Annotated in this window: 18 protein-coding genes and 2 tRNA genes; 7 read left to right on the top strand and 13 right to left on the bottom strand. The window is 62.3% G+C overall.

What is annotated here, in order from left to right; translation table 11 throughout:
* Positions 1-14 precede the first annotated feature (14 nt).
* The 3 genes from NKJ00_RS08300 to NKJ00_RS08290 all read right to left on the bottom strand — a co-directional run bounded on the left by NKJ00_RS08300 (position 15) and on the right by NKJ00_RS08290 (position 6,522).
* The gene (locus NKJ00_RS08300) at positions 15-3,371 is read right to left on the bottom strand and encodes an SPOR domain-containing protein (RefSeq protein WP_352629405.1); all 3,357 of its coding nucleotides are present in this window, start codon (positions 3,369-3,371) and stop codon (positions 15-17) included.
* A gap of 103 nt (positions 3,372-3,474) precedes the next feature.
* The gene (gene argS / locus NKJ00_RS08295) at positions 3,475-5,232 is read right to left on the bottom strand and encodes an arginine--tRNA ligase (protein ID WP_352439903.1); all 1,758 of its coding nucleotides are present in this window, start codon (positions 5,230-5,232) and stop codon (positions 3,475-3,477) included.
* 75 nt (positions 5,233-5,307) lie between these two features.
* Positions 5,308-6,522, bottom strand: coding sequence for a deoxyguanosinetriphosphate triphosphohydrolase (locus tag NKJ00_RS08290; RefSeq protein ID WP_023812194.1), 1,215 nt, complete (start codon positions 6,520-6,522; stop codon positions 5,308-5,310).
* A 90-nt stretch (positions 6,523-6,612) separates the two neighbouring features.
* On the opposite strand from NKJ00_RS08290, the gene erpA reads away from it, so the two are divergent.
* The 4 genes from erpA to NKJ00_RS08270 all read left to right on the top strand — a co-directional run bounded on the left by erpA (position 6,613) and on the right by NKJ00_RS08270 (position 8,555).
* Complete coding sequence (gene erpA / locus NKJ00_RS08285; protein ID WP_013531288.1) at positions 6,613-6,960, top strand: iron-sulfur cluster insertion protein ErpA; 348 nt, start codon at positions 6,613-6,615, stop codon at positions 6,958-6,960.
* Between the two features lies 1 nt (position 6,961).
* Positions 6,962-7,357 (top strand): VOC family protein, encoded by a 396-nt coding sequence (locus tag NKJ00_RS08280; RefSeq protein ID WP_128304007.1) that lies wholly within the window; start codon positions 6,962-6,964, stop codon positions 7,355-7,357.
* Positions 7,358-7,374: 17 nt separating this feature from the next.
* Positions 7,375-8,169 (top strand): exodeoxyribonuclease III, encoded by a 795-nt coding sequence (gene xth, locus NKJ00_RS08275; RefSeq protein ID WP_023812197.1) that lies wholly within the window; start codon positions 7,375-7,377, stop codon positions 8,167-8,169.
* An 89-nt stretch (positions 8,170-8,258) separates the two neighbouring features.
* Positions 8,259-8,555 (top strand): hypothetical protein, encoded by a 297-nt coding sequence (locus tag NKJ00_RS08270; RefSeq protein ID WP_352609611.1) that lies wholly within the window; start codon positions 8,259-8,261, stop codon positions 8,553-8,555.
* A gap of 49 nt (positions 8,556-8,604) precedes the next feature.
* Here the strand turns inward: NKJ00_RS08270 and NKJ00_RS08265 are convergent, their stop codons facing one another.
* The 9 genes from NKJ00_RS08265 to NKJ00_RS08225 all read right to left on the bottom strand — a co-directional run bounded on the left by NKJ00_RS08265 (position 8,605) and on the right by NKJ00_RS08225 (position 20,176).
* Positions 8,605-9,465, bottom strand: a complete 861-nt coding sequence (locus NKJ00_RS08265) for a tetratricopeptide repeat protein (protein WP_031213511.1) — start codon at positions 9,463-9,465, stop codon at positions 8,605-8,607.
* Complete coding sequence (ilvD, locus tag NKJ00_RS08260; RefSeq protein WP_023812200.1) at positions 9,452-11,176, bottom strand: dihydroxy-acid dehydratase; 1,725 nt, start codon at positions 11,174-11,176, stop codon at positions 9,452-9,454. The genes NKJ00_RS08265 and ilvD overlap by 14 nt, the downstream gene beginning before the upstream one ends.
* A gap of 307 nt (positions 11,177-11,483) precedes the next feature.
* On the bottom strand, positions 11,484-12,704 hold the full coding sequence (locus NKJ00_RS08255) for an OmpP1/FadL family transporter (RefSeq protein ID WP_128304005.1): 1,221 nt from the start codon (positions 12,702-12,704) through the stop codon (positions 11,484-11,486).
* A gap of 357 nt (positions 12,705-13,061) precedes the next feature.
* On the bottom strand, positions 13,062-15,845 hold the full coding sequence (locus tag NKJ00_RS08250) for a valine--tRNA ligase (RefSeq protein WP_128304004.1): 2,784 nt from the start codon (positions 15,843-15,845) through the stop codon (positions 13,062-13,064).
* Between the two features lie 220 nt (positions 15,846-16,065).
* Positions 16,066-16,884: a PopZ family protein gene (locus tag NKJ00_RS08245; protein WP_128304003.1), complete on the bottom strand. Its 819-nt coding sequence runs from the start codon at positions 16,882-16,884 to the stop codon at positions 16,066-16,068.
* Positions 16,885-17,098: 214 nt separating this feature from the next.
* Positions 17,099-18,490: a TolC family outer membrane protein gene (locus NKJ00_RS08240; protein WP_023812204.1), complete on the bottom strand. Its 1,392-nt coding sequence runs from the start codon at positions 18,488-18,490 to the stop codon at positions 17,099-17,101.
* Positions 18,491-18,671: 181 nt separating this feature from the next.
* Positions 18,672-19,340 carry a protein-L-isoaspartate O-methyltransferase family protein gene (locus NKJ00_RS08235; RefSeq protein ID WP_023812205.1) on the bottom strand — a complete coding sequence of 223 codons (669 nt, stop codon included), beginning with the start codon at positions 19,338-19,340 and terminating at the stop codon, positions 18,672-18,674.
* A gap of 90 nt (positions 19,341-19,430) precedes the next feature.
* A tRNA-Cys gene (locus NKJ00_RS08230) sits at positions 19,431-19,504 on the bottom strand.
* Between the two features lie 414 nt (positions 19,505-19,918).
* Entirely contained in the window at positions 19,919-20,176 is a 258-nt protein-coding gene (locus NKJ00_RS08225) for a hypothetical protein (protein ID WP_024503836.1), read from the bottom strand.
* Between the two features lie 223 nt (positions 20,177-20,399).
* Here NKJ00_RS08225 and NKJ00_RS08220 point away from each other — a divergent pair.
* From NKJ00_RS08220 to NKJ00_RS32210, 3 genes are all read left to right on the top strand, one after another.
* Positions 20,400-20,474: transfer RNA gene (locus NKJ00_RS08220), tRNA-Asn, on the top strand.
* A gap of 128 nt (positions 20,475-20,602) precedes the next feature.
* On the top strand, positions 20,603-20,980 hold the full coding sequence (locus NKJ00_RS08215; RefSeq protein WP_352629401.1) for a hypothetical protein: 378 nt from the start codon (positions 20,603-20,605) through the stop codon (positions 20,978-20,980).
* Positions 20,913-21,557, top strand: coding sequence for a DUF8453 domain-containing protein (locus tag NKJ00_RS32210; protein WP_502895796.1), 645 nt, complete (start codon positions 20,913-20,915; stop codon positions 21,555-21,557). The genes NKJ00_RS08215 and NKJ00_RS32210 overlap by 68 nt, the downstream gene beginning before the upstream one ends.
* A gap of 420 nt (positions 21,558-21,977) precedes the next feature.
* Here the strand turns inward: NKJ00_RS32210 and NKJ00_RS08210 are convergent, their stop codons facing one another.
* Entirely contained in the window at positions 21,978-22,295 is a 318-nt protein-coding gene (locus NKJ00_RS08210; RefSeq protein ID WP_352629399.1) for a hypothetical protein, read from the bottom strand.
* Positions 22,296-22,631: the final 336 nt, after the last annotated feature.

The following is a 22,631-nucleotide window of genomic DNA, read 5'->3' as shown; positions in this document are numbered from 1 at the left end:
GGTTGGCTCCGGCTTTAGCGCGAGACGAAGCAGTTGCCGCCGGCGGCCTTGTAACTGGTGCACAAATTGATCGCGTCATTGCGTGACTGGGCCGGAACGCGCACGCGGTAGAACGTGCCTTTGCCGGCGATCTCGGCCTTGACGATGTTGGCGGTACGCCCGGCAAGCACGCTGCCATAGCGGCGCTGCAGATCCTGATAGCTGGACTGGGCGCTTTCGACGGTCGGCTGCGAGGCGATCTGCATCGACCACGAGCCACCGCCGGCCGCGGTCGATGCCGGATCTATGGACGCAACCTGATCGGGCTTGACCTCGCCGACAACATCGACCGGCTGGTCGGACGGACGCTGCGGCGCGAGCGGAACCTTTGCCGGCGTGTTCGCCGATTGGGCCTCGGCTTTCGGCTTGGCGACCGGCTTGAGGGCCGGCTCGTCGTCCGCCTGGGCGGCGGCAGGCGCCACGGTGCCGGTCTGGTCCGCATCGGCTTGCGCCGCCGGGGCGACATGCTGCGGCGCCGGATCGACCGGCTCGGTAGCGGCCATTTGCGGAGCGGCGGGCGCTGCCGGATCTTCACGCGGCACCAGCGAACCGTCCGACTTGACCACCATGGTCCTCACCTTGCGCGGCGCAACGGCGACGACATCGGCATTGGTGCCCTTGTCGGCATCCTGCAGCACCTGCGCGATGCGATCCTCGGACTTGGGCGCCGGCGCAGTGCTATCGGCAGAAGCGTTGTCGGCCGAAGCGGCGCCGGACATCGGCGCGGCATTGCCGACATCGGTTCCAGCGGCGGCTGCATTTTGGTCCGGCGAAAGATCGATGGCGCGGGCCGGGTCCTTCGCCTGCACGTCAACCGGCTCTTCGACGTTGGTGACCAGCTTTTCCTGGACCGGCTCGGCTGGCTTTGCGCCCCTGACCGCGTCGTAGACCTTGTTGTCCTGGTTGGGCACCACGGCGCCGCCCGGATTCTCCGGCTTAACCTTGATCGGCGCGTTGTCGGCCTTGACGATGACAGGCGCTTCGCTGCCGCCCTTGCCGCCAAAGGACAGCGCAAAGGCACCGAGACCGCCCGCGACGGCGACCGCGCCGACAATCGCGGCGATGAACAGGCCGCGTCCGCGCGACGGCCTCGCGGCCTCACGCTCGCCGAGCCCCGGGACAGCCATAGCCTCGTCGAGTTCGGGATCGTAGTCGAGTTCATCGACGGTGAAATCATCGGCTTGGGAAACCGGCTGGCTCCCTGGCAGACTGTCAAGGTCGAAACCAGAGGCGTCGGCATAACCCGTGGGCGCCGCCGCGCGGGCGGACATGTCCATCGGCCGCGCGGCATAGGTCCGCGCTTCCGGCTCATAGCCCGGCTTGATCCCATCATAGCCCGGCTTGACCCCGTCATATGCCGGCTTGAGGCTGTCATAGCCCGGCTTGAAGCCCGCGGCATAGGAGTCATCATCGTAAGACGCGCCGGCCAAATTGCCTGTGGGAGCGGCAGCGACCTCCACCGCGTTCATCTCGGAGAGAAGGCTGGAGAACTCCGCATCGAGATCGTCGTAGCCAGGCGACGCTGGCTGGTCTTCCTCGAAGTGCAGTTCGGGAATATCGAGATCGTCCGCCAGCGCGACGACACGCTCGGGTACATCGACCGTTTCGACGTCGGGCATGTCTTCGTAATGCGCCGGCTGGCGCGATTGCGGCGCCGATACCGGGGCAGCGGGAGCCACGGCCTCGACCGGCTCGGACGAACGGTAGGATGTCATGGCGGCGACTGCCGGCCCGGCGGCCACGGATGCCACCGAAGCGGCCGGCTGAGCACCAAACGCAGGCTGAGCGCTGAATGACGGCTGCTGCGGAACCGGCGTCACGCGGCTCCACGAACGCGGCGGCTCTGCCGGTTGGGAACGCTCCGCAAGCCAATCGAGAGAATCCGCCGAATTGTCCCGGTCAGCGGCTTCGTCACGCGGATCAAGATCCTTGGGCAAAGCCGCGTCGAACGCATCATCGTCGAAATCGACATCGCCAACCGTGTTCCAGGTCGTATCCTGGAGTTCATCAAGCATAAGGTCGTCAATATCCGCATCGGCCGCTTGGGCCGTGCCAACATGCCGGTCCTGCTCAGGCGCGGGTTCGTCAAGATCCCAGTCGAGGTCGCCGACAAGGTCGGCCGGTTCCTCGGCGGGCTCGGCAACAGGCGGCAGGGCAGCGACAGCCGGCTGAGCCGTGACGGGCTCACTGGCCACCGGCACTGTGCGCGCCGTCATGGCACCCAGCAGCGCATTCAACTCGTCTTCCAGGCTCCGTTCGTCCGCGGTCGGGGCATGCACCGCGGCTGCGATGTAGGCTTCCGGCGCCGCCGGCTGGGCGGCAACGGCGGCAACCTCTGTGACCGGCTCTTCGACCGTTTCGGCAAACGCGTCGTCCAAATTCAGGTCAAAAGCATCGTCCGGCACGCTCTCAGGGCTGGGAAGCTCGCCCTTCGCGTCAGCGACATCGGCAAACGCATCATGCGTTGGCGGCTCGTCGAAGGCATTCGGCTCATCCGCGCGAACGTCGAAATCCATGTCGACATCAGCCATGGCGTCGTCGAAATGGCCGGCAAAGCTTTCATCGGAGATTGCATGGCCGTCACGCGCCGCCGCTTGCTCCGGCATGGGATACTCGACGGGCTCGGCGACCACGAATGACTGTTCGGCCGCCGAATGGTCGTCGAGCACCAGCTCGTCTTCAAGCGAGACTGCCACCGCATCGTCGAATTCGTCATCTGAGGCAACTGGCTCGACAGAAGCGTGCGTGTCGGCAACGGCGTATTGGGCCTCTTCGGCTTCCTCATCGATCCGGAGGTCCTGGTCGAGCGAAGTGGCAAGCTCGTCCGCCATCGACTGATCGTCCTCGAAGGGGGAGACGTCCTCAAGCGAACCGGCGACGGCATCGTCAAAATCAGACGCGAAAGCCGGCTCGACGGACGGCGCGGCTTCAGCTGCGACCGCATGGCTGGTGCCGGCGACGTGGCCGTCGATCTCAGCCATGTCCAGTTGGAAATCGTCGTCGAGCGACACCGAAAGCTCGTCGTCCATCGCGCTGGCGTCAGCCGCTTGGAATGCCGGCTCATGCTCGAAGGTCGGCTCATGAGCCTGGACAACCGGAGCGGCGTCGCTGTCGTCAGCGCCGAACTCGCCCATCATTTCTTTCTCGAGATCGATATCGAAATCGCCCTCTTCGAGCCCGCGATCGGCGGCTGGGGCCTGCGGCTGGGCGGGCGATTGCGGCCTGACCGGCTGGCGCGGGTCGAATCCCATGATCCTGGTCAGTTCCGCGAACGGATCATCGTCAGCGATGTCGTTGTTGTCGGCTACTCTCAGCTGGGTTCTGTCTGCCATTATTGTTCCCGAACTCGCACTCATTCGGACGCCATGGACGTCGCGTAGGGTTGGCCCTTACCAGCGCAATGTGGGCAAAAGGTGACAGGTTATTTAGTCAAACCTAACGCATTTCGGTGGGCGCGGCGGCCCCGATCAACGTCAGGCCGGACGTCAAAACGTCCGAAACAGCCTGCACCAGCCCTAGTCTGGCATGCGTCAATTGTCGGTCGTTAACCTTAACAAAACGTAAGTCCGGATTATCCGTGCCACGGTTCCAGTGTCCGTGGAAGCTGGAAGCCAGATCATAGAGGTAAAATGCCAGCCGATGCGGCTCGAGCGCAAGGGCGGCGGACTCGATCAGCCGCGGGTATTCGGCGAGCTTGCGGATCAGGCCGATCTCGCCCTCATCGGTCAGCAATGCCGCGGCCGACGCCAGGCTGTTGCGGTCGAAATTGGCTTCGCCCAGTTGCTCGCTCGCCTGCCGGAACACCGAATGACAGCGCGCCGAGGCGTACTGGACATAGAACACCGGATTGTCCTTGGACTGCTCGGTCACCTTGACGAAATCGAAATCCAGCGGCGCATCGTTCTTGCGGTAGAGCATCATGAAGCGGATCGCGTCGCGGCCGACCTCCTCCACCACTTCGCGCAGCGTCACGAAATCGCCCGACCGCTTCGACATACGCACCGGTTCGCCCTCGCGAAACAGCTTGACCAGATTGCACAGCAGGACAGTGAGCTTCACCTCGTCGCCGGCAATCGCCCGCGCCAAGGCCTCCAGCCGCTTTACGTAGCCGCCATGGTCGGCGCCGAGCACATAGATCAGGTCGACGAAGCCGCGATCGACCTTGTCCTTGAGATAGGCGACGTCGGCGGCGAAATAGGTGAACGAGCCATCGGACTTGACCAGCGCCCGGTCCATGTCGTCGCCGACCGCGGTCGAGCGGAACAGCGTCTGCTCGCGGTCCTCCCAATCGTCGGGTTTCTCGCCCTTGGGCGGCGGCAGCTTGCCCTTGTAGATATGGCCCTTCAGCGTCAAATCGTTGATCGCCGAGCGGATCTTCCTGGCATTGTCGGCGTGCAGCGTGCGCTCGGAGAAGAACACGTCGTGATGCACGTTGAGCATCGCCAGGTCCTCGCGGATCATCGCCATCATCGCATCGATGGTGCGATCCTTGACGATGGCGAGCGCCTCGTCATCGGGCATCTGCAGAAGCGAGCGGCCGAATTCCGCGACCAGCGCCTGGCCGACGGGCACCAGGTAATCGCCGGGATAGAGACCGGCGGGTATTTCGCCGATATCGTCGCCCAGCGCTTCGCGGTAGCGCAGGAATGCGGAACGGCCGAGCACGTCGATCTGCGAGCCGGCATCGTTGATGACATATTCCTTGGTCACATCGTAGCCGGCGAAGGCCATCAGATTGGCAAGCGCGTCGCCGACGACAGCACCCCGGCAATGGCCGACATGCATCGGCCCGGTCGGATTGGCCGAGACATATTCGACATTGGTCTTCCTGCCGCCGCCAACCGTCGAGCGGCCATAGTTGCGGCCCTCGCCGAGCAGTGCGGTCAGATGTGTCTGCCAGAAGCCGTCCTTGAGCCTGAGATTGACGAAACCGGGCCCTGCCACTTCCGTCGCCGCGACATCCTTGTCGTCACGCAGCGCCTGCGCCAGTCTTTCGGCCAGCGCGCGCGGGTTCTGGCCGGTCGGCTTGGCCAGCACCATCGCCGCATTGGTCGCCAGGTCGCCGTGGCTGGCGTCGCGCGGCGGCTCGACGGCAATGCGCGACAGGTCAGGCGAAACGCCGTCTTTGTCTTTCAGATCAAGCGCTTCGACGGCTTTTATGATTCGCGCGGTGAAATCGGCGAAGATGTTCATTTGTGTGACTCTGGGGTCTGGCTCTGGCGGCTTTGCAGCGAATCCGGCTCGTTGGCCGGCAAAATCGAGCCCGCCCTAGCCCAATTCAGGCGTATGGTCAAACAAACGCCGGTGTTCCTTGAGCGCGTAGGTGTCGGTCATACCCGCCAGGAAGTCGGCGACGCTGCGCGCCTTGATGCGGTCGTCGGCCCGATCCAGCCCCTCGCGCCAGCCGTCCGGCATGGCGCGCGGATCGGCGAAATAGGCGTCGAACAGATTTTTGACGATCTGCTCGGCGTCCGCGCGCACCCGCATAACCTCCGCGTGCCGGTAGAGGTGCTTGTACAGGAAGGCCTTCAGTTCTTTCTCCAAGGCAGCCATTTCGGCCGAGAAAACTACCATCGTCTCGCCAGCTGCCCTCACTGCATCGGCGCTCCGCGGCTTGATGCGATCGAGATTGGCGGTCGTCGACTTGATCACGTCCTCGACCATGGCGGTTATCTGCCGCCGCATCAGCTCGTGGCCGGTGCGCACATCATCGAGGGAGGGATAGCGTGAGCGAACGCCTTTCAGGATCGTTCCCGGCAGCGAAACCGTCTCCAGCATGTCCAGCGTCAGTAGCCCTGCCCTCAAGCCGTCATCGATGTCATGCGTGTTGTAGGCTATATCGTCGGCGATCGCCGCGCATTGCGCCTCGATGCCGGCGAACCGGTCGAGTTCGAGATCGTGCAGTTCAGAGTAATCACGGATCGCCTGCGGCACCGGCCCTTTCAGACCCTTGCCGTTGGCGTCCGTCAGCGGTCCATTGTGCTTGACCAGGCCTTCCAGCGTTTCCCAGGTCAGGTTGAGCCCATCGAACTCGGCGTAGCGCGCCTCCAGCCTCGTCACGATGCGCAGCGATTGCGCGTTGTGGTCAAAGCCGCCCCAGGTGGCCATCTTTTCGTTCAGCGCGTCCTCGCCGGTGTGGCCGAAGGGCGTGTGGCCGAAATCATGCACCAGCGCCACCGCCTCAGCGAGATCCTCGTCGCCGCGCAGCGCCCGTGCCAGGGCGCGCGCGATCTGCGCCACTTCGATCGAATGGGTCAGCCGGGTGCGATAGTGGTCGCCTTCATGCGCGATGAAGACCTGCGTCTTGTGCTTCAGGCGCCGGAAGGCCGTCGAATGGATGATGCGGTCACGGTCACGCTGGAATGGCGTGCGGGTCGGGCTTTCCACCTCGTCGAACAGCCGTCCGCGCGACTTTGCCGGGTCGCAGGCATAGGCGGCGCGCGGCCGATAGCCGAATCCGATGTCGCCCAACTCATTGGTCATGGCTGATGCTGCCGCGTTTGACTTAGCCAGGTTGACTTGGCCCCTCGCGCTTCATACCTATCATGTGAAACCGAAAGCAAGGTGACGCCCATGGGCGCTGATGCCAAGACTGCCATGAAAGTCGATATGACCGAGGCCGCCGCCAAGCGGATCGCCAGGATTGTCTCGAACGAGGCCGGCAAGACGGCGCTGCGCGTGTCGGTCGAAGGCGGCGGCTGCTCGGGCTTCTCCTACAAGTTCGATCTGGTCGATACGCGCAATGACGACGACGTCGCCATCGAGAAGGACGGTGCCACCGTGCTGATCGACGATCTGTCGCTGGTCTATATGGGCGGCTCTGTGATCGATTTCGTCGACGATCTGATGGGCCAGTCGTTCCAGATCCGCAATCCGAACGCCGTCGCCTCCTGCGGCTGCGGCACGAGTTTCTCCATATAGAATGCCTGCTATCGGTGCGGTCCGTCAGATCGCGCTGTCGGCTGGCCGTGATCTCGACGCCACGCTGGCTTTCTGGCGCGACGTGCTCGGCATGGCGGTTCATGCGCGCTTCGACCCGCCGGGCATCGCCTTCATCATGGCCGGCGATATCAGGCTGCTGTTCACCGACGGCATACCGGCCGGAACCGTCTATCTCGACATATCGGGCCTCGATGACTTCCATGCCTCTGCGGTCGCGGCAGGCGTACCCTTCACCGCGCCGCCAACACTTGTCCATCGCGACACAGAGGGCCAGTTCGGTCCAGCGGGGGAAAGCGAATGGATGGCCTTCCTAAAGGACCCGGCTGGCAATACGATTGGCCTCGTCGAACGCCATCCGCCGCAAGAATCCAACTGAACAGCATCGAGACCGCCATGAAAATCGTCACCTGGAACATCAACGGTGTCCGCGCCCGCATTGGCAACCTCACCCATTGGCTGACCGAGAGCGCACCCGACATCGTCTGCCTGCAGGAGATCAAGTCGGTCGACGAGCAATTCCCGCGCGCCGAGATCGAGGCGCTTGGCTACAATGTCGAAACCCACGGCCAAAAGGGTTTCAACGGCGTCGCCCTGCTGTCGAAGCTGCGCTTCGACGAGGTGATCCGAGGCCTGCCCGGCGACGATGCCGATGAACAGGCGCGTTTCATCGAAGGGGTTTTCTCGACTGACAAGGGCGCGCTGCGCGTCGCCTCGCTCTATCTGCCGAACGGCAATCCGATCGATGACGAGAAGAAGTTTCCTTACAAGCTGTCCTGGATGGCGCGGCTGGAGCGCTGGGCCGAAGAACGGCTGAGACTGGAGGAGGCTCTGGTGCTCGCCGGCGACTACAACGTGATTCCCGAGCGGATCGACGCGCGGTTTCCGGAGAACTGGCTGGGCGACGCGCTGTTCCAGCCGCAGACGCGACAATCCTTCCGGCGGCTGCTCAACCTTGGTTTCACCGAGGCGGTGCGCGCGGTCACCGACGCACCCGACACCTACACATTCTGGGACTATCAAGCCGGCGCGTGGCAGAAGAACAACGGCATCCGCATCGACCACCTGCTCTTGTCGCCGGAAGCCGCCAACCGGTTTTCTTCCGCGTCGATCGAAAAGCACGTGCGCGCCTGGGAAAAACCGTCCGATCACGTGCCGGTGGCGATCGATCTCGCACTTCAGCCGGCCTGAGAGAACCCTCGCCGGGCACGTCTGCGCTGGACCTCATATCGCCACATTTCGCGCCGCTCATTGCGGGCCAGCATGGCGGCTGGGGTTCCATGAGCACACGATTTCATCTTTGTCCGATCGGCCTGGCATTTGCCATGGCCGCTCCCGGTGCGGCATTTGCCGACCAGGAATGCCTGGCCAATGGAAAATCCTACCAGCTTGGCCAGGTCGCCTGCCTGACGCTTGCCGACCGGAGCCATCTGGCTCGCTGCGACATGGTGCTCAACAACACATCGTGGACGAAGATCGGGGATAGCTGCCCGGAAAACACGCTGGCGCCACCCCATGTCACGCCGATCTCGACGCCGGCGCCCAGCATGGTGCCGACGGAGCCGATCGAGAACTGATCACGATCGAAAATCGAGTGCTGCTGGTGAAGCTGACGCGGCCGCGAGATTACTGATCCGCGTTGTTGCCCTTGGTGAGGATATCATCGGCCAGCGAGATGGCGGTGCGGCGGTCGGCCTCGCCGGCGGTGGCAAATGCCTCTTCCTGCATGCCGCGGATCCAGGGCTGGTCAGCCGGCGAAGCGCGTTCGAGCGCTGCCGTCATCATCGCCAGGCCACGAACGATCTTGCCGCTCTGGAACAACAAATGGCCCAGTGTCGCCTGTGCGCCGGCATGGCCTTTCTCGGCGGCGAGTTGGAACCAGCGCCCGGCCTGCTTGACGCTGGCCTTCACGCCGCCCTCGCCCTTCAGGAACATCTGCCCCATTTCGAACTGCGCGTTCGGATTGCGGTAGTTGGCGGCGGCGCGCATGTAATATTCCTGGGCCGCCACCTCGTTCTCGGCGACCGGGCTGCCGGGAATGCCCGTGCGCAAATAGTCGCCAAGCGCCACCAGCGCGTCGGAGACATAGCTTTCCTCAGGCGAGCCGGGCTCGACGTCCTGATCGACGATCTCGGAGAAGAACTTGAACGCCTCGTAGTCGTCACGCGCCACGCCGTCGCCCTCGGCATACATGCGGGCAAGCTTCCAGGTGGCGCCGATCTGGCCGTTTTCGGCGGCGTATTTGTAGGCCTCGGCAGCCTGTTCCTTGTGGCCGTTCTTGTAGGCGGAGAAGCCGAACTGGAAGACCGCCCATGGGCTGGATTGCGGCTTCACCCCGGTCTTGTCGTCGAACACCTTGTCGTCGAAGGCCATGGCCTGGCCCACGGCGCCAAAGGTCGCGCCAAAAGTGGCGATCACGACCAGTGCCGAAAAGACAGACGACCTCAACAACTCTGGTGTTGACTTCAACAACTCAGATGTCCGCATAACAGTGTGTTTCTTTCGCACCGCCCGGATGAGTCACCGCGCCATCGCGCGCCGGCCCTACCGTCTGTGCATATTTCCATATCGCGCCCGACTGATAATCGGTCGCGCGCGCCTTCCATGTCTTTGCCCTCGCCGCCAGTTCGCTATCGGACAACGCCACGTCGATCGTGCCGTTCACCGCGTCGATCGAGATCACGTCACCATCCCTGAGCAGTCCGATCGGGCCGCCTACGGCTGCTTCGGGGCCGACATGGCCGATGCAGAAACCGCGCGTCGCGCCCGAGAAGCGCCCGTCGGTGATCAGCGCCACCTTGCCGCCCATGCCCTGGCCGTAAAGTGCTGCCGTCGTCGACAGCATCTCGCGCATGCCGGGGCCGCCGCGCGGCCCCTCGTAGCGGATGACGAGAACTTCGCCTTCCCTGTAGTTGCGCTGCGTCACCGCCTCGAAACATTCCTCTTCCGAATCGAAGCAGCGTGCCGGGCCGGAGAACTTCAACTCCGCCATGCCCGCGACCTTCACGATCGCGCCTTCGGGGGCAAGGTTTCCCTTCAAGCCCACGACACCGCCGGTTTGGGTAATGGGTGTGTTGGCCGGGCGGACCACGTCCTGATGCTCATTCCAGACAACGTGCTGCATGTTTTCGGCCAAAGTGCGGCCAGTCACGGTCATGCAGTCGCCATGCAGATAGCCGTGGTCGAGCAGCGTCTTCATCAGCAGCGGAATGCCGCCGGCCTCGAACATGTCCTTGGCGACATATTTGCCGCCCGGCTTGAGGTCGGCGATGTAAGGCGTCTTCTCGAAGATCTTGGCCACGTCGAACAGGTCGAACTTGATGCCGGCCTCGTGGGCGATCGCCGGCAGATGCAGTGCCGCGTTGGTCGAACCGCCGGTGGCCGAGACCACGGTCGCCGCATTCTCCAGCGCCTTCAGCGTGACGATGTCGCGCGGCCGGATATTTCTGGCGATCAGCTCCATGATCTTTTCGCCGGAGGCGAAATTGAACCGGTCGCGCATTTCGTAAGGGGCAGGCGCGCCGCAGGAGTAGGGCAGCGCCAGGCCGATCGCCTCGGCGACGGTGGCCATGGTGTTGGCGGTGAACTGGGCGCCGCAGGAACCGGCCGAGGGACACGCGACCTGCTCGATCTCAAGCAGTTCGTCGTCGCTGATCGTGCCGACCGAGTGCTGGCCGACCGCCTCGAAAACATCCTGCACGGTGATCTGGCGGCCGCGATAGCTGCCGGGCAGGATCGAACCGCCATAGATGAAGATCGACGGCACGTTGAGCCGCACCATGGCCATCATCATGCCGGGCAGCGACTTGTCGCAGCCGGCCAGCCCGACCAGCGCGTCGTAGCAATGGCCGCGCATGGTGAGTTCGACCGAATCGGCGATGACCTCGCGCGACACCAGCGATGACTTCATGCCCTGGTGACCCATGGCGATGCCGTCGGTGACGGTGATGGTGCAGAATTCGCGCGGCGTGCCGCTGGCCGCAGCGACGCCCTTCTTGACCACCTGCGCCTGGCGCATCAGCGAGATGTTGCAGGGCGCCGCCTCGTTCCAGCAGGAGGCGACCCCGACCAGCGGCTGCGCAATCTCGGCCGCCGACAAACCCATCGCATAGAGATAGGAACGATGCGGCGCACGCGCCGGACCGACGGTCACATGGCGGCTGGGGAGCTTAGCCTTGGAGATGACTTTGGCGTCCATACTCTTCCTTGCCCCATCTTCCCTGCAAATGGGGCGGAGCGGCCTGCCCCCTCGCCGAGCCTTTTGGCGCGTGTCCCGAGACAAGATCGAGGTGCGCCGGGTTTATGGCGGGAAATGGGCAATTTCCTCAGCCCGGCTTCCAGCGCAGGGGTTGTTCAGAAAGTGTTGCCAAAACGTCACAATCGCACGGGGCGAAAGAGGTGCGGCTAATATGCAACGCAGCTTGGATACGGGGCGCACGGGCGATGCCGGCTCAAACGAAAAAGGCCGAGCAACGCCCGGCCTTTTGCTTAGAATTTTCAGTTGCTTAGAACTTGATCTTGATACCGCCGGAAATTGCCGTGACCAGATCGTTGCCGAAGTCATAGCTGTCATCGGTGCCCGCGATATAGCCGTTCTCGCCAGCCAACTCCCCTGAATGGCCGCTGGTCAGCACACCGACCGCACCTGCCAGACGAACCTCGATATTCGGCCTGGGCGTATAGGCAACGCCACCACCCAGCGTCCAGGTATCGGTCTGTGCACCATAGCCATGCGACGTGCCACGATCCCAGGAAAGCTGCCCAGCGGCACTCCACTGATCATTGAACTTGTGACCGATACCGCCCGTGACAGTCCAGCCATCACGATACATCAGGTCGAGTGAAGTTAGTTGGCCCAGACCATTCGTGACGCAGAATGAGGAGGGTGTACCCTGGGCACAGATCGGAACGCTTTGCAGGACGCTCCAATTGACCCACTTGATCGAACCGAAAGCGAGCCAGCCAGGTGCGATGCCCGACTGCAGTTTCAATTCGAGCGAATCCGGCATTGACTCCGTCGCACCATAAATCGGTACAGAGACGACGCCGCCGATGTTCAGAGTACCAGAGATATTGTCGAGCTTCACTTGCGAATTGTAGACAAGGCTGGCGCGCAGCGCGATATCTGGAATTTCATAAGCGACGCCCGCACGCCAGCCCCAGCCATCGGCCTCCAGATCGACACGACCGACCATCGTGCCGAAGCCAATATCTGTGTAGTTCTCCTTGAAGCCATAGATCTTCTGGTAGAAAACACCGCCTATGAACCGAAGCTGGCCTTTGCCGGCGTCCATCTTGTAGGAGCAGGTAGCCGCGTAGTTGTCGCTCTTGATGTCGGTTTCGATATTCGAAAACGCGCCGTTCCACGCATTTCCCGGCGCGGTATGTGCACCCCAGGGCTGCGAATAATCGACCATGCAATCCACGCCTTGCACGACCTGGACCTTGGCTCCAATGCGTGGAACCCAATAGCCCTCGGCTCCGTCGGCCGAGGTGCCCAAACCGAGATCGGCTCCGCCCGGGCCGCGCGCATTCTTGTACTTGCGGTCCGGCATCACATAGGTCGCTTCCGCTTCGGTCGCGAACGGAGCCGGATCAAACAACAGGTCGATATCGTAGCCAGCACGCTCCAGGCCGCCGGCATGTGCCGGGTTCATCGCCGTCCCGATCAAAGCCAGCGAAAAGCAGCCCGCCCCAAGCAGCGCTTTCAGTCGCAGAATAGTCATGAAATGTCCTCCCCGAATTCGAGTGCATCAAGCTAGAACCAATTCGGGTTAACGGTGCAACAACGAATTCAAGAGCGTACATGTACACATTCGCCAGGCGCATTTTCGAGGAAATGCAACCGGATGCGGCAAGGCCGAAAACGGTCCGTGATGGCGGATCTGCTTCCAAAAAACAGAGGAAACCCATCCAAAAAGGTTCGAAAACAGCGTTTTTTGCGGTCCGGGAGCCCCATTGTTACATTATGGCAACAATGGGGCTAAAACTTCCGTTTACGTCAAAATTAACGCAACGGCATGCTGATTTTCGAGGCGGAAAACCAGCAGTTTAGAGAGGGCTAAAGTCTCGCGAATCTATCCTTAGCCGGCGTCGCGAACCCTGGCCAACGCGACTGACAGCTTGCCCTGCGCATCGCGGTATTCGGCGAGCTTTTCACGCTCGGCATCGACGATCTCGGCCGGCGCGCTGGCGACGAACCTTTCGTTCGACAGTTTCTTGTGCAGGCGCGCGATCTCCTCGGTCACCTTGGCCAGTTCCTTCTGCAGCCGTGCCGCCTCGGCGGCGAGGTCGATCAGGCTGCCAAGCGGCAGGCAGACCGTCGCCTCATTGAGCACGATCTGCGCCGAGCCCTTGGGCGCGACATCGGCAAGCGAGATGTCGCCGACCCGCGCCAGCCGCTTGATCGCCGAATCCTCGCGAACGAGGCGCTCGCGTGTCACATTATTGGCGCCGACCACGACGAGCGGTGCAATGGCTGCCGGCGGCACGTTCATCTCCGAACGCACGGAGCGAATGCCGGAGACGAGTTCGACCAGCCAATTGATGTCCGCTGCGGCCTCGGCGTCTTCGAAATCCGGTGACGGCCAAGCCGCATGACACAGCAGCGAGAGGCGTTGCTTGCCTTCGCCAGCGGTCTGCGCCCACAGTTCTTCGGTCATGAACGGCATCATCGGGTGCAGCAGCTTATAGATCTCATCCAGCACGAAGGCGACGCAGGCGCGGCTTTCGGCCTTGGCCGCCTCGTCGGCGCCCATGAACACCGGCTTCAGCAATTCCAGATACCAGTCGCAGAACAGGTTCCAGACGAAGCGGTAGGCGGCACCCGCCGCCTCGTTGAAGCGGTATGAGGTGATGCCGTCCGTGATTTCGCGCGCCGCGCGCGTCAGTTCGGTCAGGATCCAGCGGTTGACCGCCAGCTTCGCGTCATTCAGCCAGAACTCGTCATTGCGCGCGACCTCGTTCATTTCGGCGAAGCGCGTGGCGTTCCACAGCTTGGTGCCGAAATTGCGATAGCCGGCGATGCGCGCCGGGTCGAGCTTCACGTCGCGGCCTTGCGCCGCCATCACCGTCAGGGTGAAGCGCAGCGCATCGGCCCCGTATTCGTCGATCAGGTCGAGGGGGTCGACGACGTTGCCTTTCGACTTCGACATCTTCTGCCCGTTCTTGTCGCGCACCAACGCGTGCATGTAGACGGTGTGGAACGGCTCCTCGTCCATGAAGTGCAGGCCCATCATCATCATACGGGCAACCCAGAAGAAGATGAGGTCGAAGCCGGTCACCAGCACGTCGGTCTGGTAGTAGGTCTTCAGCTCCGGCGTCTCATCAGGCCATCCCAATGTCGAGAACGGCCACAGCGCCGACGAAAACCAGGTGTCGAGTACATCCTCGTCGCGGGTCAGGATCTCGCCCGGCTGGAAATTCTCCAACTTGTCCTCGACCCAGCCCTTCCAGGGTCCTTCCAGAGCCAGGTAGTATTCGATCGCGGCGCCGAGCGCCTCTTCCTCGGTCTTCTCGACGAAGACGCGCCCATCCGGCCCGTACCATGCCGGGATCTGATGACCCCACCACAGTTGGCGTGAGATGCACCAGGGTTCGATATTTTCCATCCACTGGAAATAAGTCTTTTCCCAATTCCCGGGTATGATCTTGGTGCGCCCCTCGCGCACCGAAGCGATCGCTGGCTTGGCCAGTTCCGCCGCATTGGCATACCATTGCTCGGTCAGGAACGGCTCGATCGGCACGCCCCCGCGATCGCCATGCGGGACGGCGTGGCGATGCGGCTCGACCTTTTCGAGGAAGCCGCCCTCTTCCATCAGCTCGACGATCTTCTTGCGCGCGACGAAGCGGTCGAGGCCGTCGAGTTCGTCCCAGACAATTTGGCGCTCCGGCGTCACCTCGAGGCCGGCAAGGAAATCCTCATTATCCCTGAGACTTACCGCCGCCTCCGTGGTCAGGATGCTGATCGCCGGCAGCTTGTGGCGCTTGCCGACCTCGAAGTCATTGAAATCGTGCGCGGGCGTGATCTTGACCGCGCCCGAACCCTTTTCCGGATCGGAGTACTCGTCCGCCACCACAGGAATCCTGCGACCGACGATCGGCAGGACGATGTTCTTGCCGACCAGATGCCGGAAGCGCTCGTCGTCAGGGTGCACGGCGACGGCCGTATCGCCCAGCATCGTCTCCGGGCGCGTCGTCGCCACGGTGATGAAGGTTGTTGGGTTTTCCGGGTCGAAGACCTGGCCCTCTACGGGGTAGCGGAAGTGCCAGAGATTGCCGTTGACCTCCTGCTGCTCGACCTCGAGATCGGAGATCGCGGTGAGCAGCTTGGGATCCCAGTTCACAAGGCGCTTATCCTTGTAGATCAGCCCTTCCTTGTAGAGCGTGACGAACACTTCGAGCACGGCCTTGGACAGGCCTTCGTCCATGGTGAAGCGTTCGCGTGACCAATCGGCCGAGGCGCCGAGCCGCTTTAACTGGTTGAAGATCGCGCCGCCGGATTCGGCCTTCCACTCCCACACTTTCTCGATGAACTGCTCGCGGGTCAGGTCGCGGCGATGGATCTGCTTTTCCATCAGCTGCCGCTCGACCACCATCTGCGTGGCGATACCGGCATGGTCCATGCCCGGCTGCCACAGGACATTCTTGCCGCGCATGCGCTCGAAGCGCACCAGTATATCCTGCAGCGTGTTGTTGAGCGCGTGTCCCATATGCAGCGAGCCGGTGACGTTCGGCGGCGGGATGACGATGGTGAAGGCTTCCGCCCCCTCCTCGGCCCCGGCACCGGCGCGAAACGCGTCGGCCTCTTCCCAGACTTTGGCGATCTTCGGCTCGACGGTTTTGGCGTCGTAGGTCTTTTCAAGCATGGGAAAATGGTCCGCGCTGTCGGGAGTTTTGCTGGTCCGCTGTAAATCGGAAGGCTTTGACCAAGTCAACCGCAAGGGCTGTCTCGGACCCTCACAACCAGATAGGCGCGGCCTTGGTCATTTCAACGGAAAGCGATCCGTCGTCCTGCCAACAAGCTGACCTCACCAAAGGAAACGGCGCCACGAGGGCGCCGCTTCCTTTGGTGATCGGCATGGGGAACTACTGCGCCCCGCGCGCCACGCGCTCGATCTCCTCGCGCACCAGCCTTTCGACCAGTGTCGGCAGATTGTTGTCGAGCCAATCCTGCAGCATCGGCCGCAGCATCTCTTCGGCCATTTCGTCGAATGTCTTCTTGCTGCGGCTGGCAAACGCGTCGGAAAGCTCGCCAAAGGCAGCCGCGACCTGCCGGCCGGTGTGCTCGGAAACGATCGCCGGACGCGGCGCGTCGCTGGCCGCCACCGGTCGCACCACGCTTGCATCCGGACGAGACGGCTCGACGGCTGCTTTCGCGGTCGGTTCGTCACTTGGAGTCTCCACGGACGGCTGGGCAGCGGTCTTGGGGGCTTCGCTCCGGTCCGACACCGCCCTCGCCTGCTCACCGACCGCGGCGATCTCGCGACGCCAATCGGCGATGGAAGCGTCGGCGACAGGACGCGATCCCGGCGCTTCAACCGTGATTGGCTCGGCGGCGACGCGGGCGCTGACCTCGGCAAGTGTCATCGATGGCTTTGCCGGGCCGGGATCAGGGCGCACCGGCGTTTCCATGCGTGCGGCCACCGGCTCGGCCGCCGGCAACTGTGCCTGGACTTCCGCCAGCGTGACCGGCTTCCTGCCGTCGGGGGCGGCATGCAGGTCGGCACGGAATGCTTCCACGTCGGGGGCTGCATAGGCGCTCGACGCGCGCTCCAGATCCTGGCTCAACTCATCGGCGTCGCCCGGCTGCTTGCGGCCGCCGTCGCTGTCCTCGATGATCCGCCTGATGGAAGCCAGTATCTCTTCCATGGAAGGTTCGCGCTGTGCGCTGCTTGCCGTTGCCATCGTCACATCCGCCGCCCTTGTGACCCCTGTTGGGTTTTCCGATCCGGCAGAGCCGGATCGAATCATGGCGACAGCGTAACCGACGGATCGCCGCACGAGAATCCCCAATCTGGGGACTTGTGGGATTTCAACAGATTAGCGCGATCTGAACCCGAGAGCGCAGTACGAAAGATCCTGCTCAAACGAGGAGCACGGCCAGTCCTGGCCGAACGCTTCAGCGGCCGTCCGGCGTGCGCAGGCCGTACCACTTGTCCTTGACCGCGTTGTAATGCTCTTCAGGCTTGTATTTCGCTACCTGCAAGCCAAGGCGGTCGACGGACAGACGGCCGGTCGCCTGCAGGATGGCGTAGCTCGCCACCACCACATCATGTTCGTAACCGGCCTGGTTGATCTGGGCGGTGATGACCGTCGCCTGCGCGTTGAGGACGTCGAGCGTGGTGCGCTGGCCGACATTGCGCTCTTCGATGACACCGTTCAGTGCCAGCTTCGCGGCCTCGATCACCTGCCTGTTGGCCGTCAGCTGCTGCTGCGCGGCGGTGTACTCGGTCCAGGCGGCGGTGACGGCCTGGCGCACCTGGTCGCGGCTGACGTCGACCTGGATGCGGGCCTGGCTGAGCGATTCCTTGTCCTGGCGCACGATCGCCGAGGTGCGGCCACCCGAATAGATCGGGATGGTCAGCGTTGCCCCGACACTGGCCGAATTGGTCGTGCCATCCTGCGAACCGACGCCCGGCAAAGGCGAGGTATTGCGATAGGCGCTCGAAACGCCGGCGGAAGCCGACAGCTGCGGCAACAGCGCGCCTTCGGCCGACTTCACCGAAAACGCGGCCGCGTCGACCAGATGCTGCGTGGCAAGGATGGCCGGATGCTCGTTCGAGGCCACCCCGACGGCGGCGGCGAGGCTCGACGGCAACAGCTTTGCCACCGGCGAAGCGCCCTTGAGCTTGCCCGGCTCGTCGCCGACGATCTGGCGGTAGATCGCCGCACTTGCCAGCGCCTGCGCCCGGGCGGCACTCAGCGATGCCACGGCGGCGGCCCGCGAAGCATCGGCCTGGGCGACATCGGTGCGCGTGCCTTCGCCAACTTCGAAACGCGAACGCGCCGCGCGCGCCGTTTCGGTCAGGAACTGAAGGTTCTGCTCAGTCAGCACGGCGACCTGCCGGTCGCGAATCACGTTCATATAGGCTTGGGCCGCGCTGAACAGGATACCCTCTTCGGTGTTGCGCAGGCTTTCGACGGAAGCGCGGACCTGCGCTTCGGCGGCAGCGACATTGTTCCTGGTCTGAAAGCCATCGAACAGCATCTGGTTTATCTGGACGCCAAAATTTCCGGTGGTCAGCCTCACGCTTGAATTGGTGCCATTGAGATGGCTGCTCGAATAATCAATATCCGCCGAGCCGGTGACAATCGGGCGGTAGCCCGACTTGGCGATGGCGACACCCTCGTCGGTGACACGAACGCCGGCGCGGGATGCATTCAGCGAAGAATTGTACTGATAGGCCTTTGCAAGCGCGCCGGAGATGCTTTCGGCTGAAGCCGCCAGTGGGGACAGCATGGTCGCCGAAACGAGGACGGCGGTGAAAAGTGACTTGCGTAAAGACGGCACGGTTAAACCCTCATTCGTTTTCCATGGGAACCGCGCCGCGCCTGCTTCTCTCATAGATCAGCCGGCGCCGCGTGTTCGATGTTCCCTGCTGCTCACCCCAAAGTGCCCCCAGTCTGGGATCCGCAGCGATCGTTCAAATGCAAGCGACCATGACACAGCCTCTCCTGCAAGGCCAAATCATTCAGAATTCGAAAGCACGAATGCGTTCAAACCCCGGTAGTGGCTTAATTGCCGCATTAAATGCACGTCTTCCGGTTACAACCCCCCCGGCCTTGAAAAAGAGACGGGCCACGCCGGAATTGCCCTGCCCTTCGACGGCGACAAGGCGGCCGCCTTCGGCGAGTTGGTCCAGCAGCGCCACCGGCACTTCCGCGACGCTGCCACCGACGAAGATGACGTTATAAGGCGCCTTAGCGGCATGCCCCTGCGGCAACGCGCCCTGGACGACGGTCACATTGCCGCAGCCCAGCGACGAAAGCGTCGATCTGGCGGTTTCCGCCAGCGCCGAATCACTTTCGAGCGCCACCACGGACCTGGCCAGTCGCGACAGGATGGCTGAGGCGTAGCCGGTTCCGCAACCGACATCGAGCGCCGAATCGGTCGGGTTGATCTCCGCCAGCTGGATAAGCTTGGCCAACGGCGATGCTTCCATCAGGTAGCGCGCGCCGTCCGCGCCGGCGGCAATGCGGATGTCCTCGTCGATATAGGCCAGATCGCGCTGGGCGGCGCCGACAAACATCTCTCTTGGGACGACAAGCATTGCATCGAGCAGCGGCGCGCTGGTCACATCGGTGGTGCGGACCTGGCCGTCGACCATCTTGACGCGTAGTTCGGAGAAATCAGCGCTCATGTCCCAACCAATCCGCTTGCCGCGCCAGAACCGCGGTCCATTGTGTCAGGAACTTCAGGCCCCTGCGCTGCCGCGCGGGGGCCCAGGCATTGGAGGCCTCGCCCGGAATCGAACCGGGGTGCAAGGATTTGCAGTCCTCTGCGTAACCACTCCGCCACGAGGCCTCATTGCTCCCGGCGTTCCACCCGGTTCCAATAGGTTGCGGCGAAAATGCCGTCAAGCGGCCACCGTGCATTCCGAACGGTTTCCTCGCGTCAGTCCGGACGGCACCCCGGCAAATCGTCGGATCGGGCCTGACCGCTCCATTAGCGGACAATTAAGCATAGCCTGCCCGGAGAAGAAACTCATCGGCGGCCCGTGCGTTGGACATGACGGGAGGAAGAGCCATGCACCGGACAGTGGCAGCAAATACAAGAGCTTCTGCATTACGCAATCGACCGTCTGTCCATCGAAGGTGCGGACAGCCTGTCGCCGCATGACAGGGCAAGGCTTGCCTCGGCCGCGGCGATTCTCAAGCAATCCATGAGGCACTGGAAGAACACGCCGCCCGCTGAACACCCACCTTGCGCTATCGGCGGTCAATCGGGCCGGCGACGCCGTTCCCACCAGACGACAAAGCGACGCCGGTGACGGCGAACCATGGCGAATTCATAGGACAGCACCAGCAATCCGAGCGGAACCATCCAGAAGCCGAGGATCGGCAGGAAACCAAGGATACCGCCGATGGTCAGCAGGATGCCGATCGTGATTCTGAGCCCGCGCGAGCGCGGCATTTTGAACTCGCGCCCGAAAACGGAGATTTTCCGCGCCGGCATCTGGTTGTCTTGTGCTGTCATCGTCTCGAAAAACTGACCCGTTTGATTGTTCGCAAGCATGCTGGAACCAAAGCCGCCGCCGCGCTTTCGGTTCCATATCCCCGCCAAGACGCCTAATATGAGGGCTTCCTTCGACGATTGCGAGAAACGCCTGCGCGAAAAAGCCTCGGAAAAATGCGAAAAGCTTCTTTGCAAAGCCGAAAAGGGCAGCTATAGGCTGCGCCACTCACATAAGAGCATCCGTTCCCCGGTAGCTCAGTGGTAGAGCAACCGGCTGTTAACCGGTTGGTCGCTGGTTCGAATCCGGCCCGGGGAGCCAATCTTTTCAAACACTTAGATGTCCTTGCACCGGCCGCAACTTTGCGGACGATCTCTTCGGGGCTACATACGGGGCTACAAATGCCAGAATCACCCCATCGTGCGCCACCCCTAGGAAAACTCTTGCGAATGACGCGCAAGGAAGCGGCTTCAAACCAAATCAGTCTTGCCATCAGACTTTTCCACGAGGAAGAATTCGCCGGCGCTATAACCTTAGCATTGGCGGCGGAGGGGCAAATGCCCCCAACCATGTCGCCTCACGTCTTGAAGACGTCAAAGGATAAGGCGGTTCCGTTCATGGCGGAACGCGACTTCGTTTCTAAGATGAACGAGGTCAGGGATTGGCTGAAGCACCACAAAGATCCCGAGGAAATGCATATCTACGAGATCGAGGCGTTCTTCGCGGTGGCTCGGGCGACGTCTAAGTTCTGTGCTGTCTATGACCACAGCACGCCCGAGATCGAAACTTTCGTCGCGTGGTACAGGGCCAACCTCAAGAACCGGTAGATGCCGCAAAAATTTCCTGCGACTATTGGCAAGTCCGTGCGACATGGACGCGACATGGGAGGGGGATGATTTGGTCATAGACTGGGTTAACGTGGGGGCACTCGTCGCCACGGTGATTGCCCTCGGGCTCTCACTTCATTTCTGGAGGCGGCAGTTTCGCCCACTCGTCACTGCGATGGTCAAAACTCATCACGGAGACAACACGGGTCTATACTTCAATCTTGTGGTGCTAAATTCAGGATCTATCCCGGCTCGCGACGTTTGGTTTGAGGTGGCAGATCCGGCAGCCCTGGCAGCCGCTTTCGGGCGTGGCGCCACCGATGAGCGAAAGAGGGATTGGCTGTCCTGCTTTGCTACCAAAGACCTGATCCCAGTGCTTCACAATGGAACCCATGTTTCATGTTCATTTGGCATGACCCAAGGTCTAGAGGCAGGATTCTGGAAGCACGCCGCTCAATTCCCAATTCGCATCTACTATAGGGGATGGTTTGGGAGGTTTGGGAGAAGGAGCTACACCGAAGAGATGAAGCTACGAATTGTCGACACCGACACGTTCACTGGGTTCATGTGGGGGTAATCAGCCATCCGCCACCTCTCGGCAGCGCGCCGTCGCCGGGGCTGCCTGTGCAACAAAGGCCGTCGATCCGCGTTGAGGCTCGTCTCAATGGAGCTTCGAGAATGGACCCGGCAACCGCAGCAGTATTGCTTTTACTCTCTTGCAGCCCAGGCCAGGCTGCCGTCTGCAAGCCCATTGAGGTCGCGCCGACCACATATGCGTCGTTTGACGCGTGTCGGGCATCTCTGAAAGACAGGCTCGCAGGTGCGCCAAACGGGGAAATCGTCGGACGATGCCATCCGGTCGACGAGACTGTCACCGGTTCACTGCCCGCCGGGTACACCACCGTTGTTGTCACGCGGGGCGTCGGGAGCAAAGCCATCAGCAATAGCTACATCGTTCAGCACAAAGAATAGAAAAGCCCCGCATGAAGCGCGCCCCCTAGACGCGCGCAGTGCCACTTTCCCGGCTGCCAAAATGCCGTGCCGGTGATGCAGCCGCTCGATCGTCACTTCGCCCTCGTTCTGATCCGCAGCCTGCCTCAATGATTCCGACCAGTGCGCGAACAAACTCAACCATATCGTTTGCCGTGACGGCGGCCTTGTCGGGACTTTGCCCAATCCGTTCGGCGGCTGCGCAACATGACAGGCGGATGAAATCGTAGTGTGAATCCCTTTCATCCTCCGGCATCGCTGCCAATTTCATCGCTTGTCGATAAATCAACCGCAGCAATTGTTCGAGAGCTGCTCCGACACTCATGCGTGTGCTCCGCATTGGTCCACGGTCCCGCCGGCCCAAGGGGCGCGCGTTGAACGTCGACGAGGAGTGTTTCCCCATTCCCGTGATGTCAAAGGCTGCATCACGGCTGTTAATATATCGTTTATTGCTAATATAAGGAGATTCCGCGTCAGTGTTGGCAAAGCCCGCCGCCGTGAGGCAGCGGACTTGCGCGGCGGAAAAATTTTCCGTGGTGTTACAGCGACACCAGCACTTCCTGCGATTTCAGATCGATGGCCGATCGAGCAGCCGGCCAATTTCCGAAATGCGCGGTTAAATCTGGATATTGATCAAACCTTCATTCATCCTTCCAGATGC

Origin of the sequence: Mesorhizobium sp. M0227 (assembly GCF_040321855.1) — a bacterium.
Lineage (GTDB): Bacteria > Pseudomonadota > Alphaproteobacteria > Rhizobiales > Rhizobiaceae > Mesorhizobium.
The sequence above is the reverse complement of the archived record's forward strand: the minus strand, read 5'-3'. Positions and strand labels throughout refer to the sequence as shown.